The sequence below is a fragment of the Corynebacterium sp. c24Ua_83 genome (genome assembly GCF_039907245.1).
Lineage (GTDB): Bacteria > Actinomycetota > Actinomycetes > Mycobacteriales > Mycobacteriaceae > Corynebacterium.
On sequence record NZ_JASBOI010000006.1, the window covers coordinates 89,510 to 105,389 of the forward strand.

Consider the following 15,880-nt stretch of genomic DNA (forward strand, 5'->3'; position numbering starts at 1 on the left):
ACTACTACTGCTATCTCTCTAAATTAAAGAGAATAAACAGAAATAGAGCTTGTGGGTTAATCTTGATCAGACGAACCTCGAGGCCCGCTAGACCCCGAGAACCTCGAAAACCACGAGAGCGACGAGAGCACGGAAGTTAGATTGAGCATGGATAGCCAAACAGTGAGTTTCATTGTTCCCAAGGATGACTTCGCATCCGCACTCGGTTGGGTAGCCCGCTCCCTGCCTAGCAAGCCGACCCAGCCCATCCTGCGCGGCGTGATGATTGTCGCCGACGACGAAGGGTTGGAACTTTCCGGATTCGACCGCGAGGTCTCCACTCGCGTGCGCATCAATGCCGAGGTCAACGAGCCCGGCAAGATTCTCGTAGCAGGCAAGCTGGCCTCCGACATTGTCGGCTCTCTGCCAAACAAGCCGATCAACATCGAGTTCGACGGCACTACCGTGACTCTCAAGACTGGCAAGTCCAAGTTCGAACTGCCCGCAATGACCATCGAGGATTACCCGGTTCTGCCGGAGCTGCCCGAGGTTACCGGCACTATCGATCCGAACCTCTTTGCGGAATCTATCTCGCAGGTCGCTGTGGCGGCCGGCCGCGACGACACCCTGCCGATGCTCACCGGCGTGCACGTGGAAATCGACGGCGAGAATGTCATTATGGTCGCCACCGACCGCTTCCGCCTGGCCGTCCGCAGCTTCCAGTGGAACCCGGCGCAGGCCGACGCGCAGGCGAAGCTGCTGATCCCGGCCCGCACCCTGGCGGATACCGCGCGCTCCATGGATCCGAACAACACCGACCCCATCGAGATCGCAGTGGGTAGTGGCGAAGACATCGGCGCCGATGGCCTGCTGGGTATTTCCACCGAATCGCGGCACACCACCACGCGCCTGCTCGACGCGGAGTTCCCGAAGTTCCGCCCGCTGCTGCCGAAGACGCACACTGCACTCGCAAGTGTGGAGATCGCCCCGCTGCAGGAGGCCATCAAGCGCGTCTCCATCGTCGCCGAGCGAAACTCCCAGATCCGGATGGACTTCAAGGACAACACCGTCACCCTTTCCGCAGGTGGCAGCGATGTCGGTTCCGCTACGGAAACCCTGGACTGCGCTTTCGCCGGCGAGCCGCTGGTCATCGCGTTTAACCCCAGCTACCTGAAGGAAGGCCTGGCGGCCATCCACACCCCGCGCGTGGTGTTCGGCTTCACCATGGCCTCCCGCCCCGCGATCCTGCTGCCGGATCCGGGCGAACTGCCCGAGGCCGATGCAGAGGGCAACTTCGCAACCCCGGAAACGGACTTCACTTACCTGCTGATGCCAGTACGCCTGCCGGGCTAAACCGGGTTAGGCCAAGTTTGATTTCTAGGTTGATCTCTAGCTAACCGTGTACGTCTCCAATCTTCGTCTGAGTAATTACAGGTCGTGGGAGGAACTCGACCTGCAGCTCAGCCCTGGCATCACGATCTTTTCCGGCCCTAATGGCCACGGGAAAACCAACATCGTCGAGGCACTCGGTTACCTGGCCCACCTAAGCTCGCACCGCGTCAACACCGACGCCGCCCTGGTGCGGCGTGGGGAAGACATCACCAACATCTCCGCCACCGCCGTGAATAACGGCCGCGAGCTCACCGCTCACCTGGCCATCCGCGCCCGCGGCTCGAATCGCGCGCACATTAACCGCGCTGCCATGAATTCCCAGCGGGATCTGCTGGGGGTTGTGCGAACCACGCTGTTTTCTCCGGAGGATCTGGCGCTGATCCGCGGTGAGCCCGAGCAGCGGCGTCATTTTCTAGACACAATCATGATCTCCAGATACCCGCGCCTAGCTGCCGTGAAGGCGGACTACGACAAGGCCCTTCGTCAGCGGAACGCGCTGCTACGGCAGTCGGCCTTCGCCCTGCGGCTTGTCGTTGGCGCCCCGAAGGGGGCCAGCCACAACCTCTCGGAGGACATCAAGGCCGATGCGGAATCCGCCCTGGCAACTCTTGACGTGTGGGATAGCCAGTTGGCCGCGCTGGGTGGGCAGATCATGTCGGCGCGGGTGCAGATCGTCCACGACCTCGCCCCGCACCTGCAGCAGACTTACCAATCACTGGCTCCACAATCGCGCCCCGCACACATGTCTTACACGTCCACCATCGATGCGGAGCTCGCTGAACTGGGCATTCGCCTGGGCGTGAGCGAGCCGAACCAGCCCACGGCACTGCTGAGCCCGGAGATCGCCGAAGCCACGCTGCTGCAGGCCTTCGCCACCAAGCGACCCCAAGAGGTCGAGCGTGGCACCACACTGCTTGGCCCCCACCGCGACGACGTGAACTTGATCCTCGGCCACCAGCCAGCCAAGGGTTACGCCTCGCACGGTGAATCCTGGTCTTTTGCCCTCTCGCTGCGGCTCGCTGAGTTTTTTATGCAGCGCGGGGACGGGGTCGAGCCCGTCGTGATTCTCGACGATGTTTTCGCGGAGCTCGATTCTTCTCGACGCCACCACCTCGTTGACCTCATCTCCAGCGCCGAGCAGGTTCTCATCACCGCTGCGGTGGATGAGGACATTCCAGAAGCCCTGCGGGATGTGGCGAAGATCTACACTATTGATGAACTCAAGACTCCCGCGGCTGACGCCCTGGCTGATACTCCAGCGGGTGCTCCAACGAGTGCCCGGGAAGATGCAGCAGCAAGTTCTGCAGTAAGCGCGGCGGAACGCAGTGTGAAGGATGGCGAGACCGATGGCGACTGACCCAGTAGCCCAAGCCCTCGCTGCCATGAAGAAGGCCGGTGGTTCCCCGCAGGCCGAGTTGCCGCTGGTGGCGTCACCAAAAAAGAACAAGAAGGCAACGTACCGCAAGGCGACCAGGTACAAAACCCGCATGGATGGGCGGCTGGACCGCAGTTACCGGGAGCCGAAGCGTTTCGGTGCGCTCATTGGGCGCGAGATCAAGCGGCAGGGCTGGCAGCAGCGGGTGAGCGTTGCGCGGATCATGAACGCCTGGCCGGAGCTGGTGGGCGACAAGATCGCCGAACACACTCGGCCGGTGCGCTATGAGGAGGAGACGCAGATCCTGGTGATCGAATGCGATTCCACTCCGTGGACCACTCAGCTGCGCTACATGCAGACCGTGATCCTGCAGGCCATCGCCAAGCGTGCGGGCGAGGACGTGGTGGCGCAGCTACGGATCGAGGGACCCAACATCCGCCGGCCGAAATACGGCAAGCTGCGCGTGCAAGGGCGCGGGCCGCGAGACGACTTCGGATGATCTAAACACAGCTCAAATAGCTCAAACGGCCTGTCCAATGGCACCTTTAGGCTCGCGACGCGCTAGAATGGGGTGGTTATTTACGCGCGAGAAAAGGAGTTTGACCCACCGTGGCTGAACCACAGAAGCAGAGCGACTACGGCGCGAGTTCAATTACGATCCTCGAGGGCCTGGAGGCCGTTCGCAAGCGCCCCGGTATGTACATCGGTTCCACCGGCGAGCGCGGCCTGCACCACCTGGTGTGGGAAGTTGTGGACAACTCGGTTGACGAGGCCATGGCGGGTTATGCCAAGGAGGTCAGCGTAACGCTGCTGGCCGACGGTGGCGTGGAGGTCATCGACGATGGCCGTGGTATCCCGGTGGAGGATCACCCGACCGGCCCGCCGACCGTGCAGGTTGTTATGACGCAGCTGCACGCGGGCGGCAAGTTCGACTCGGACTCCTATGCCGTATCCGGTGGTCTGCACGGTGTGGGTATCTCTGTGGTCAACGCCCTGTCTACCCGCATGGAGACTGAGATTAAGCGCGATGGGTACCTGTGGCGTCAAAACTTCAACCAGGCTGTGCCCGAGGAGCTGCAGCAGGTGAAGAAGGCCCGCGGTAGCGGAACGAAGCAGCGCTTCTGGCCGGACCCGGAGATCTTCGAGACCGTCGAGTTCAACTTCGATACTGTGGCGAAGCGCCTGCAGGAGATGGCCTTCCTGAACAAGGGGCTAACCATCAAGCTCGTCGACGAGCGCGAGAACCTCGAGGACGACGAAGAGCTGGAGAGCGCAGCCGAGGATGCGGCGGCGCCGAAGTCCGCCGAGGAAAAGGCTGCCGAGGCAGAAAAGAAGAAGGGCCCGCGCACTCGCGTCTTCCACTACCCGGAGGGCCTAAAGGACTACGTTGCCTACATCAACCGCAAGCGCACCGCGATCCACCCGACCATCGTCTCCTTCGACGTAGCTGAGGAGGACCACGAGGTAGAGGTCGCATTGCAGTGGAATAGCGGCTTTAGCCAGTCCGTTCACACCTTCGCCAACACCATTAACACCTTCGAGGGCGGTACGCACGAGGAAGGCTTCCGCGCGGCGCTGACCTCCCTGATGAACCGCTACGCCCGCGAGCACAAACTGGTGAAGGCCAAGGATCCAAAGCTCAGCGGTGACGATGTGCGCGAAGGCCTCGCGGCAGTTATCTCCGTGCGCGTAGGCGACCCGCAGTTCGAGGGCCAGACGAAGACAAAGCTCGGCAACACCGAGATCAAGGGCTTCGTGCAAAGGGCCGTGAACGAGCACCTCGCGGATTGGTTGGATGCCAACCCGGCGGAGGCGAAGGCCATCGTGGACAAGGCAGTGGCTTCCGCCCACGCCCGCGACGCAGCCCGCAAGGCCCGCGACATGGTGCGCCGCAAGTCCGCCTCCGACATCGGCGGCCTGCCGGGCAAGCTGGCCGATTGCCGTTCCCGCGATCCGAAGCTCAGCGAGCTGTACATCGTGGAGGGCGATTCCGCAGGTGGTTCCGCGAAGTCCGGCCGCGATTCCATGTACCAGGCCATCCTGCCGCTGCGCGGCAAGATCCTGAACGTGGAGAAGGCACGCATGGATAAGGTGCTGAAGAACAACGAGGTTCAGGCCATCATCACAGCCCTGGGCACCGGAATCCACGACGAGTTCGACATCAAGAAGCTGCGTTACCACAAGATCGTGCTGATGGCCGACGCCGATGTGGATGGCCAGCACATCGCCACGCTGCTGCTTACTCTGCTGTTCCGGTTCATGCGTCCGCTGGTGGAGGAGGGCTACGTGTACCTCGCCCAGCCGCCGCTGTACAAGCTGAAGTGGGCCAAGGGCGAGCCGGGCTTTGCCTTCAGCGACCGCGAGCGTGACGAGCAGCTCGAGGAGGGCCTGGCGCAGGGCCGGAAGATCAACAAGGACGACGGCATCCAGCGCTACAAGGGTCTGGGTGAGATGAACGCCAAGGAGCTGTGGGAAACCACCATGGACCCGACGGTGCGCACCCTGCGTCGCGTGGACCTGGAGGATGCTGCGGCCGCCGACGAGATCTTCAGTGTGCTGATGGGCGATGACGTTGTGGCCCGCCGCAGCTTCATTACCAAAAACGCGCGCGACGTGCGCTTCCTTGATGTTTAATCGAGTGTTGTGAGCGATTCGAAACACCAAGCGAAAACCACTCGTACGCAGCCACGCCGGGAGCCGACCCTGCTGCCGGTTGAGATGGCCGATGGCACCACGTCGCAGGTTCGCCTGTTCCTGCCCGGCACGGCGAAGGTGGGGGAGGAAGGTATTGACGCCACCGTCTCCGGCAGTACCGCGAACCCAGCAAACAGCCCAGCGGATGCCGCATGGGATCGTGCGCGCCCCCTGATCGTGGTCTGGCCGGGCTTCGGAATGGGCGCCCGCTACTACGACCCAATCGCCTGGGAGCTGGCCGACCGCGGATACCCAGTAGTTACCGGCGAGCTGCGTGGTCAAGGTAGTTCCACGGCTGTAGCCACGCGGAAGCACCAGTGGGGCTACCACCACCTGGCCTCTGAGGATTATCCGCGAACGATCCGGGCTGCGAAGGAGGCGCTGGGCGTCAATAAAGATCACCCCACGTTAATGCTTTGCCACTCGATGGGCGGACAGATCGGTGCGCTCTTCCTTGCGCGACCCGAGGCTGAAGAGCTGGGCATTCACGGGATGATGGGCGTGGGTTCCGGCACCCCGTATTACAAAGGGTTTGAGGGTAAGCAGCGTACGCGCCTGCGCTTTGGTACCTACCAGATCATGCTGAATATCCTGCTGTTTGGTTACCAGCCCGCGGGCGTGCTGGATCTGGCGGGTTATGGGCGCCAATCGGGTACGCAGCTGCGTGAGTGGTTCCGTTATGGGCAAACAAACCGCCTGCACAAGCTGGCGGACCAGGACATGGACTACGAAGAGGCGAAGAAGTCAGTGCGCACCCCGGTGCTGCTGACGCGCTGCGCGAACGACGAGGACTGCCCGATCGCTTCCGCGGAGAACCTGGGGTCGGAGTTGCCCGCCGACGTGGTGCAGGTAGAGGAGCTCGATTCGCAGCTGGGGCACAACCGTTGGGCGCGGGAGCCGGAGCTGGTGTCCGATCGGTTGGAGGAGTTCTGGCGGGAGATGGCCGACTAGCGGCGCTCTCGGCGCTCGGCCCCGCGCTCATAGGCGGCTCTGAGAGAGTCTGGAGCGTGCTCAGAGCCTGGCGCGTGGGAATGCATGAAGAAACCCGCGGACCTTCCAAAGTGAGAAGGAGCCGCGGGTTAGTGGGTTAAACGGAAGGCGTGGTCCGCCTTTCCGTGATTACGCTATGGGAGCGTGAGTTATGCCTGGCGGCGAGCGAACATCATCCAAGCGCCAGCGACCATGGAGATCAGAGCCAGACCAGCCAGGATGGAGATCTCCGGCTTAACGCCGGTGTTAGCCAGCTGAACGTTGCGCTCTGCCGGTGCCTCAGCGTCTGCAGCCGGAGCCTCTGCGACCGGTGCCTCAGCCTCGCCCTCGGCCGGTGCCTCAGCTGCCGGAGCCTCGATGTCCTCCTTAGCCGGAGCCTCTCCGTCGGCAGCCGGGGCCTCAGGCTTACCCTCGCCCTCAGCCGGAGCCTCTTCCTTCTCGCCATCCTTCGGTGCCTCAGCCTCGTCCTCTGCCGGAGCTTCCTCGCCCTTGTCGCCGGCGTTGCCCAGGATTGCACCCAGAACTCCCAGGCCAACGATGGTGCCACCGATGCCAGCAGCGATCTTGTCTTCCTTGCTCATGTTGGAGGAGCCGGTCGGCTCGCCCTCGCTTTCACCTGGCTGCTTTTCGCCCTCGCCTGGCTGCTTTTCGCTTTCACCTGGCTGCTTTTCGCAAGCGCAGTTGTCTCCCTCGACCGGAGCCTCCTGAGCTGGGGAGCCCCCCTTTTCCTGAGCGTTAGCAACCGGGGTCAGCAGGGATGCGGACGCCAGAATGGTAGCAGCGGCGGTAGCGGTGATCTTCTTGGACAGCTTCATGTCTTTCTCCTGTTTTTGTGAAAAGCCAAACAGTTTAGCTTTTGGGTGAAACGTCGGACATTTTTAAGGTAGCTCCTGGCCTCGGGTTCGTCAGCGCTAGAAATTACAAAAACTCCTTCCCAGGCGCATTTCCGAGGAATTCTTTCTAAACTGACTGATCAGCGCGAGATTGCACATTTGCGCAACTTTCCACACCAGTCACTTTGATTTACCCACGTATGGGGGAAAGAAAAGTCCCTTACCTAGGAAGTCCTCTCTCCCAGACACTCCGGGAAATACGTAGAAATACCCACCGCCGTACGGCCTGATGTAGTCAGCCAGCGGTTCGCCCTCCAGCCGCCTCTGCACGGTAATAAACTGCCGCTGCAGATCCTGCTGGAAGCACACAAACACCAAACCCACGTCCAGGGTGCCGTTGTCCAGCACACCATTGTCGTAGTTATAGGCACGCCGCAGCATCAACTGGTTCGCCGTCTCCTCGGTCCGCGGGTTCGCCAAGCGGATGTGCGCATCCACCGGAATCACATCCCCTGTGGGGTCATCCAGATAGTCCGGCTCCTCCCATTCGTCGCCGCCGGAAAGCGGCCCGCCGCTGAAGCGTTCGCGGCCAAAGATCTGCTCCTGCTCCGCGATAGAGATGCGATCCCAGAACTCCGTCAGCATCACGATCAGCCGCACGGCCATGTAGCTACCGCCCGCTGCCCACTTCGGCTCGTCGCCGCCGGCCCACACCAGCTCGTTGTGCTGCTCGGGCGTGGGATTAACGATTCCATCCTTAAATCCCAGGTGGTTGCGTTGTGTGCCACTCGGCCGGGGCGGGTTCTGGTAACCGGATTGGCGCCACCGCACCGCCATCCCCCCGCGCGTGTGCCGCAGAATATCGCGCAGTGCGTGCATTGCCGTATCCCGGTTGTGCGCGCAGATCTGCAGCACCAGGTCGCCGTGGCACTGTGCGGGATCCAGCGAATCATCCGCGAAGGCCTTCATGGTGTTGAGGTGCTTTGGCTTCTTGGCCTTCAACCCGAAGCGATCGTCGAACAGCGTTGCGCCCGCCCCTAGCGTGATCGTCAGCCCGTCCACCGGCACGTCCTCGCCCAGCTCCCCGGAATCCGTTGCCGGATACGCGATCCCATCGGGCGCCGCCGGACCCCCGGTGGTCAGCACGCGCGCCCGTTCGGTGATTGTCTGCAGCAACTCCTTTAGCTCCTCGCGCTTTTCAACCAGCACGTCCAAACCGCAGATGATCAGTTCTTTTTGCGGTGGCGTAATCACGCCCTGCTGGTGTTTGCCCTCAAATGGGTAGTCGGGTAGCTCGTCGCTGCCGTCGTTTTCTTCGGCGGTGGCGCCGGTTTTTGCAAGGGTAGTGACGCCACCCGCTCCAGCCAGCCCCAGCATTCCGCCGAGCATGGTGCGCCTCGAAACCCGGCTGCCTGCGGGGCGGTTCTTCTGCTCGCCGTGGTTATCTGCGGTGGCACGGGAATGAAAAAGACAGTTCACTACATCCTCCTGATCACAGTCATCGTCGCCAGCGGGGCAAGCAGCTCGTTCAGCTCCCCAATGGCCGCTCCTAGTTCCCGCTGATCGGCCTGTTTCCACGCGGTGAAGGGCTTCTTTCCGTCGTATTTGGCGGCCATCTTCTTGGCTACCTTGTCCGTCCGATCTAGCTGCCTATCTAGTTCTTGCAGGTCCGCCCCGCGGTCTTCTACCAGTTCGCGCAGCGGATCGAGGGTAGAGCGGGTGGAGTAGAGTGCGGCCCGCACCGCGCTGCCCGTGATGTGGGCGCCGAAGTCGTTGTGACTCTTGAGGTCGAAGCGCTCGACCTCCTCGGTGACCTCGTGTGTTCGTAGGCCATAGTTGGGTGCAAAGATCGCAAAATGCTCGGTGCCGTCCGCCACTTTGCGAACGTTCTGGTTCAGTTTCTCGGCGGGTGCTACCAGCGCACCCATAGGCTCGCCGTGCCACAGGCCCCACTCCAGCCGGTGGTAGCCCGAAAGGTCTTTGGCCTGCGCACCGTTGGCCTTCGAACTGGTGCCGAAGTCCGCGATTTCATCCACCGGCCCTGGCCACTCGTGGTTGGAATCGTCCAGCCTGCGGTAGGCCAGATAGGCCGTCTTCCAGGCTTCCTGCGCGGCCGCGCGGTCGCCGGAACGGACGGCTCGCAACAGTGCGTCGTCCTTGGAAACCCACTCGCGCACCTGAGGTTTTTGTGCATGCGCGTGGGCGATGGATACGTCCGTGACCTCTTTGTCCGTGATGGGTTTCATTCTGGGGGCGTCACGAAGAGAAGAATCAGTGACCCTAAACTCGTCGCTGGCGATCGCCTTCTTTCCCTGGAAGACGCAGGTCAGGTGGTATGTACCGTCGGCAAGCTTCACGGACCAGGAGCGGGTGGCGGAACTGCCGACGCGCTCGAGGGTCTGGTAGGCGAAGCCTTCTTGGTCGGCGACGTAGACCGTGGTGGAGGCGTCCGCGGTGTTGGCCACGCGGATGTGGTTGAGGTCGCCGTGCAGATCGCCGGGGGAGGGGCAGGCGCGGCGACTCTTGATGTGAATGTCGGCATCGACGGAAAGGCCGGTATCGCCGGAACCATCGCCGCCGCCACCAGTGCCGCTGCCGCTATCCTCGCTAGAGCAGCCGGATAGCAGCAACGCGCTCGCCGAGATAGAGGCCACGGCGAGGGCCGCGACAACCCGGGCGGGCCGCCGCAGCGGGCGGGGTCGATCCGATGGTTCAGGGGAGGTCATGGCTGATACCGATGGCGGCTATTAGTGCTAGCTCTCGGATTCGCCCTTACGGTTGGAGATCCAGGTGAGGAAGCCCAGCACGATTACGGCCACCGCGCCCATGCCCAGCCAGGCGCCCAGGTGGTTGGAGTCGGACTCACCCGCAGCATTGTTCTTGCCGTTAGAGGCTGCTGCGTTCTGCACGTCCTTCTCCGTGACCTTCGGGTCGTTCATGCCTTCGGCGACGTCCTTCAGCTTCTCGCCCGCGCGGTCGCTGTCATCCACCCGTTCGATGGAGTCGTAGTCCTTGGCGACGGTGCCGTCGGTCTCGTTGAGGAACAGCTTCTCTGCGCTGGCGTTATCGAAGTCGAACATGTTGTCCAGCTTGCCCGCGCGGTTATCGAAGCTGTGCTCGCTGAGGCGGCCCAGCTCCCAGTTGTCCTGGATGAACTTCGTCACCGAGGTCTGCTCGGTGTAGGTGTTATCGATGTGGTTGACCTTGGAGTACGGGGAAATAACCAGCAGGGGCTGGCGGGTGCCCGGTCCGCACTGGCCGTCTGCGTCGCCGGCCACGCCGACCTTCTTGGCAGCGTCAGTGCAGATCTTGGAATCGATCGGCTTACCGGTTTCTTCCAGCTTGGTCTTGTCCTTGGAGCCATTCAGAACCTCCGGGGCACGGTGGTCGTACCAGCCGTCGGAATCGTCGTAGGCAATGACGATGGCGGTGGAATCCCACTGGTCAGAGTTCTGGATCTCGTTGATGTAGTGGGTCATGAAGGCCTGCTCATCCAGCGGGTTGGAGTAGCCCGCGTGGCCGTCCTGGTAGTTGGAGGCCTTCAGGTAGCTCACGGCCGGCAGGTTGTTGTTCTCCAGTGCAGTATCGAAATCCTGCAGGTCGTACTGGTGGTTAGCCTGGTCGGACTTGCCGATCATGTCCGGGCTGCTGGGTTCCAGGTGGTGCGGGTTGGCAGTGGAGGCGAAGTACTGGAACGGCTGGTGGTGCGGATTGTAGTCCGTCTTCTCCTGGCCGGTCAGGGTCTTGTGGGTGGCACCGCAACGAGCGCGGGCATCGTCCGTGGCCTTCTCCGTCGGGCGGAAGCCGCCCTGGAACCAGCCCCAGGTGATGTCCTTCTCGTTCATCTGGTCACCGATGTTTTTGTTGTGCAGCGCAGCAACCTCGTCGGTCTTGGAGGAGGAGCTGTTGGAGCAGTCGTCGTACAGCGGATCCGGGTCGCCCACGACGGTGACGGTCTTGCCGTCCTTGGATACTCCGGCGAACTCGTCGGACTCACCCGGTGTGATCTTCACCTGCTCGCCGTTCGACGGATCGTGGATGGTGGCGCCGGCGACGGTGGCGCCCACCAGGTTCAGCGCGCCGGGGGTCGACGGGCCGAAGATGGTGGAGTAGCTGTTGTCGTTCATGGCATAGTGCTGCGCGTAGTTCCACAGGCCCGTGACGGTGTTGCCGTCGTAGTAACCCATGGTCATACCCGGGCGGGCGTACAGGCCCTCGTTGTCCTTATCCACGTCGGTGGAGACAGTCTCCGGGAACTTGTCCATCTTGCCGCCGTTAAAAGCCTCCTGCAGCGCGGAGTACTCGTGGTTCTGGTCCACGGTGACGGCCTGATCCGGGCCCAGGCGGAAAGGCTTGACGGAGTTGGGGTTGTTCTTACCCAGCAGATCCTCGCTAGCCAGGTTGTTGACCTTCGGGGTGCCCTTCTTTGCCTTGAACTTCGGCGCATCCTGGTCGTTGGACTGCAGCTTCTCGCCGTCCTTGTTCGCGGCCTTGGGGTAGGTGGCGAAGTAGTGGTCGAAGGAGATGTTCTCGCTGTAGATGACGACGACGTGCTCGATGGGAGTCTTCGGCTTGGCCTGAGCATCGTCAGCGGCGGCAACACCCATGCCGCCGGTGGCTGCGGCGACCAGCAGGGCGCTGGAGGCGGCCATCGAAGCGACTTTGCGCAGGGCGGTGAAGGGCTTGGGAGAGTTCATGATTGGGCTTCCTCTTGCGATAGCGGTCATAGCCACCAGTCGGCTATGGCTGCAATAGGGTCAGTGTTTGAACACTCCTGATCTAACTCCTGGTTTAGCGGCCTTGCACGGCAAAGAGCATGCATTCGCATGAGTTCAACGGTTATTTACCTGTGTAACATCTCGAATTCACCTAACGGGGCGGGAAAGGTGGCGTCACAAAGCCTCCAAAGCGCAGGAAACTCACAACAAGGGGGTAGAATGGATGGGTCTGAAGGCTAAACAGAAAGGCTTCTCAAAACAGTGAGCGACGACAACAACGGTAGCGACAACCTCTTTGATCGAATCACACCGATCGATCTGCAGGAGGAAATGAAGTCCAGCTACATCGATTACGCCATGAGCGTGATCGTCGGACGCGCCCTGCCCGAAGTCCGTGACGGTCTGAAGCCCGTGCACCGACGCATCCTCTACGCGATGTTCGACAACGGCTACCGCCCCGAGCGCAGCTACGTGAAGTCCGCAAAGCCCGTCGCCGATACGATGGGTAACTACCACCCGCACGGCGACAGCGCGATCTACGACACTCTCGTGCGCTTGGCTCAGCCGTGGTCCATGCGTTACCCGCTGGTCGACGGTCAGGGTAACTTCGGTTCCCGCGGTAACGACGGCGCGGCTGCTATGCGTTACACCGAGTGCCGCATGACGCCCCTGGCGATGGAGATGGTGCGTGACATTCGCGAAAACACCGTCGAATTCCAGCCCAACTACGACGGCAAGACCACCGAGCCGACCGTGCTGCCGTCCCGCGTGCCGAACCTGCTGATGAACGGCTCCGGCGGTATCGCCGTGGGTATGGCTACCAACATCCCGCCGCACAACCTCAACGAGCTGGCGGAGGCCATCTACTGGCTGCTCGACAACCCGGAGGCGGAGGAGGCCGACGCGCTGGAGGCCTGCATGGAGCGGGTGAAGGGACCGGACTTCCCGACGGCCGGCCTGATCGTTGGCGACAAGGGTATCCAGGACACCTACCGCACCGGCCGTGGCTCCATCCGCATGCGCGGCGTGACCAGCATCGAGGAAGAGGGCAACCGTCAGGTCATCATCATCACCGAGCTGCCCTACCAGGTGAACCCGGACAACCTGGTGGCCTCGATCGCGGAGCAGATCCGTGACGGCAAGATCGCCGGTATCTCCAAGATCGACGATGAGTCCTCCGACCGCGTGGGCATGCGCATCGTCATCACCCTGAAGCGCGACGCTGTGCCGCGCGTGGTGCTGAACAACCTGTACAAGCACTCCCAGCTGCAGACCAGCTTCGGCTCTAACATGCTGTCCATCGTGGATGGCGTGCCGCGTACCCTGCGCCTGGACCAGATGCTGCGCCACTACGTGGACCACCAGATCGACGTGATCGTGCGCCGCACCCAGTTCCGCCTGGATGAGGCCGAGAAGCGCGCCCACATCCTGCGCGGCCTGGTGAAGGCCCTGGACATGCTGGACGAGGTCATCGCCCTGATCCGTCGCTCCCCGACGGTGGACGAGGCCCGCACCGGCCTGATCGACCTGTTGGATGTCGACGAGGTGCAGGCCGACCACATCCTGGCTATGCAGCTGCGCCGCCTGGCCGCGATGGAGCGCCAGAAAATCATCGACGAGTTGGCGGAGCTGGAGGAGACCATCGCCGACCTGAAGGCGATCCTGGAATCCCCGCAGCGCCAGCGCGACATCGTCCGCACCGAGCTGGCAGAGATCGTGGATAAGTACGGTGACGAGCGCCGCACGCAGATCATCGCCGCTTCCGGCGACGTGTCCGAGGAAGACCTGATTGCCCGCGAGAACGTGGTTGTGACGATCACCTCCACCGGCTATGCGAAGCGCACGAAGGTGGATAGCTACCGTAGCCAGCGCCGCGGCGGCAAGGGCGTGCGCGGTGCCGAGTTGAAGCAGGACGACGTGGTACGCCACTTCTTCGTCTGCTCGACGCACGACACGATTCTGTTCTTCACCAACTTCGGCCGCGTGTACCGTCTGCGCGCCTTCGAGCTGCCGGAGGCCACCCGTACGGCCCGTGGCCAGCACGTGGCTAACCTGCTGGAGTTCCAGCCGGGTGAGCAGATTGCCCAGGTTATCCAGATCCAGTCCTACGAGGATGCTCCGTACCTGGTGCTGGCTACCGCACATGGTCGGGTGAAGAAGTCCCGCCTGACGGATTACGACACTGCCCGTTCCGGCGGCCTGATCGCCATCAACTTGAACGAGGGCGATCGCCTGGTCGGCGCGCAGCTGTGCACCGCCGAGGACGACCTGCTGCTGGTTTCCGAAGAGGGGCAGGCCATGCGCTTCACCGCTGATGATGAGACGCTGCGCCCGATGGGTCGCGCCACCGCCGGTGTTAAGGGCATGCGCTTCCGCGAGGAGGACCAGCTGCTGGCCCTGACGGTCGTGGCGGAGGATTCCTCCCTGTTCGTGGCTACCTCCGGTGGCTACGGCAAGCGCACGCCGATGGAGGAGTACCCGACGAAGGGCCGTGGCGGCCTGGGCGTGGTTGCGTTCAAGTACGACAAGAAGCGCGGCAAGTTGATCGGCGCGCTGACGGTCAACGACGACGACGAGATCCTGGCCATGACCTCCAACGGCGGCGTGATCCGCACCGAGGTTAGCCAGATCCGCCACAGCGGTCGTGCGACCATGGGCGTGCGCCTGGTGGACCTGGCCAAGGGCAACGAGCTGGTTGCCGTGGACCGCAACGTGGAAGAAGAGGCAGAGGAATCTGCCGAGGCCACTGCGAAGGCGGAGACGGAATCCGAGTAGGCCGAGTACCCCGGGCAACCCCGGGTAGCCCGGGTAGGCCTGAAGGGTAAGCATTGAACCGAAGTAGCCTGGCGGTCGATACCGCTAGGCTACTGTCGTAAAGGCATAAAAGAGCACAACCGAGCACGAACGAGTACTGAAGAGTGCGAACAAGTACGGAGATGCGATGACGCACAAAACGCCCCCGCCGAACGCGAAGAATGCCAAGAACGCGCAGAATGCGAAAGCCAAGAACGTGCAGGCAACCGCAGGGAAGGCCAAGAACGCGAAGGCAAAGAACGTGCAGGGATCCGCGGAGCAGGCCAAGGCGCCGGTGCAGGATCAGGCTGTGGCGAAGAACCAGACCACCGCGAAGGCTGGCGAAAACGCCACCGCGAAGGCCGAGCAGAAGGCCGAGCAGAAAGCGCCGGAGACTAACGCGGCTACCCAGCCGACTAGCTCTAGCCAACCTGTCCAGCCTGACAACAAGCCCAACAAGCCCAATAAGCCCGGCAACCCGGCCAAGCGGGGCGTGCAGCGCACGATCACGTACATCGAGCCGATCAGCGCCCTGAAGATGGCGCTTATCTTTAACCTGGCGCTGTTTGCGGTGTGGTTTGTGGCTATGGCGCTGATCTACATCATTCTCGGCGCTGCGGGCACGTGGGACCGTCTGGATTCGCTGATCGGTGACCTGACGGATTCCTCTGGCATGTCCGCCGGCATGTACTTCGGTGGTGTTATCGCCATTGGCCTTTTCGAGGTTGTGCTCTTCACTCTTCTGGCGCCCGTCGCCGCACTGATCTACAACGCCTCGTCGAGCATTCTGGGCGGTCTGCGCATCCAGCTGGATCGCTAACTCTTTTGTTCTTTTTGACGCCCACTTTCCAGCCATAAAAACCGCTACTGACCAGGCGATTTGGTGATTGTCCGGGTTGGTGGGTAATGTTTCTACTCGTTCGAGGGCCTATAGCTCAGGCGGTTAGAGCGCTTCGCTGATAACGAAGAGGTCGGAGGTTCAAGTCCTCCTAGGCCCACCATCGAACACTCTTCGCTAGAGATTAAAGCGTCTGATATAGTTTCGGAAGCTTGGTTCGATAGTCAAGGGGCATTAGCTCAATTGGTAGAGCATCTGCTTTGCAAGC

At 62.1% G+C, this 15,880-nt stretch carries 11 protein-coding genes and 1 tRNA gene; 8 read left to right on the plus strand and 4 right to left on the minus strand.

Annotation, left to right across the window (positions count from 1 at the left end):
* Nucleotides 1-147: 147 nt before the first annotated feature.
* From dnaN to QKE30_RS06205, 5 genes are all read left to right on the plus strand, one after another.
* Nucleotides 148-1,332: a DNA polymerase III subunit beta gene (dnaN, locus tag QKE30_RS06185; protein WP_034985185.1), complete on the plus strand. Its 1,185-nt coding sequence runs from the start codon at nucleotides 148-150 to the stop codon at nucleotides 1,330-1,332.
* Nucleotides 1,333-1,378: 46 nt separating this feature from the next.
* The gene (gene recF / locus QKE30_RS06190; RefSeq protein ID WP_239200917.1) at nucleotides 1,379-2,728 is read left to right on the plus strand and encodes a DNA replication/repair protein RecF; all 1,350 of its coding nucleotides are present in this window, start codon (nucleotides 1,379-1,381) and stop codon (nucleotides 2,726-2,728) included.
* Nucleotides 2,718-3,245 carry a DciA family protein gene (locus QKE30_RS06195; RefSeq protein ID WP_239200925.1) on the plus strand — a complete coding sequence of 176 codons (528 nt, stop codon included), beginning with the start codon at nucleotides 2,718-2,720 and terminating at the stop codon, nucleotides 3,243-3,245. Before recF ends, QKE30_RS06195 begins: the two co-directional genes overlap by 11 nt.
* A gap of 110 nt (nucleotides 3,246-3,355) precedes the next feature.
* Nucleotides 3,356-5,380 carry a DNA topoisomerase (ATP-hydrolyzing) subunit B gene (gyrB, locus tag QKE30_RS06200; RefSeq protein WP_239200927.1) on the plus strand — a complete coding sequence of 675 codons (2,025 nt, stop codon included), beginning with the start codon at nucleotides 3,356-3,358 and terminating at the stop codon, nucleotides 5,378-5,380.
* A 9-nt stretch (nucleotides 5,381-5,389) separates the two neighbouring features.
* The gene (locus QKE30_RS06205; protein WP_239200934.1) at nucleotides 5,390-6,391 is read left to right on the plus strand and encodes an alpha/beta fold hydrolase; all 1,002 of its coding nucleotides are present in this window, start codon (nucleotides 5,390-5,392) and stop codon (nucleotides 6,389-6,391) included.
* A gap of 188 nt (nucleotides 6,392-6,579) precedes the next feature.
* Here the strand turns inward: QKE30_RS06205 and QKE30_RS06210 are convergent, their stop codons facing one another.
* The 4 genes from QKE30_RS06210 to QKE30_RS06225 all read right to left on the minus strand — a co-directional run bounded on the left by QKE30_RS06210 (nucleotide 6,580) and on the right by QKE30_RS06225 (nucleotide 11,960).
* Entirely contained in the window at nucleotides 6,580-7,245 is a 666-nt protein-coding gene (locus QKE30_RS06210; protein ID WP_347934350.1) for a cell surface protein, read from the minus strand.
* Between the two features lie 198 nt (nucleotides 7,246-7,443).
* The gene (gene efeB / locus QKE30_RS06215; protein ID WP_347934351.1) at nucleotides 7,444-8,742 is read right to left on the minus strand and encodes an iron uptake transporter deferrochelatase/peroxidase subunit; all 1,299 of its coding nucleotides are present in this window, start codon (nucleotides 8,740-8,742) and stop codon (nucleotides 7,444-7,446) included.
* Nucleotides 8,742-9,989, minus strand: coding sequence for an EfeM/EfeO family lipoprotein (locus QKE30_RS06220; RefSeq protein WP_347934352.1), 1,248 nt, complete (start codon nucleotides 9,987-9,989; stop codon nucleotides 8,742-8,744). The genes efeB and QKE30_RS06220 overlap by 1 nt, the downstream gene beginning before the upstream one ends.
* A 27-nt stretch (nucleotides 9,990-10,016) precedes the next feature.
* The gene (locus QKE30_RS06225; protein WP_239200940.1) at nucleotides 10,017-11,960 is read right to left on the minus strand and encodes an alkaline phosphatase family protein; all 1,944 of its coding nucleotides are present in this window, start codon (nucleotides 11,958-11,960) and stop codon (nucleotides 10,017-10,019) included.
* A 282-nt stretch (nucleotides 11,961-12,242) separates the two neighbouring features.
* Between QKE30_RS06225 and gyrA the strand changes: the two genes are divergently transcribed.
* The 3 genes from gyrA to QKE30_RS06240 all read left to right on the plus strand — a co-directional run bounded on the left by gyrA (nucleotide 12,243) and on the right by QKE30_RS06240 (nucleotide 15,775).
* Nucleotides 12,243-14,756: a DNA gyrase subunit A gene (gene gyrA / locus QKE30_RS06230; RefSeq protein ID WP_239200942.1), complete on the plus strand. Its 2,514-nt coding sequence runs from the start codon at nucleotides 12,243-12,245 to the stop codon at nucleotides 14,754-14,756.
* 166 nt (nucleotides 14,757-14,922) lie between these two features.
* On the plus strand, nucleotides 14,923-15,594 hold the full coding sequence (locus tag QKE30_RS06235) for a DUF3566 domain-containing protein (protein ID WP_239200943.1): 672 nt from the start codon (nucleotides 14,923-14,925) through the stop codon (nucleotides 15,592-15,594).
* 104 nt (nucleotides 15,595-15,698) lie between these two features.
* Nucleotides 15,699-15,775 (plus strand) — tRNA-Ile (locus QKE30_RS06240).
* The last annotated feature ends 105 nt before the right edge of the window (nucleotides 15,776-15,880 follow it).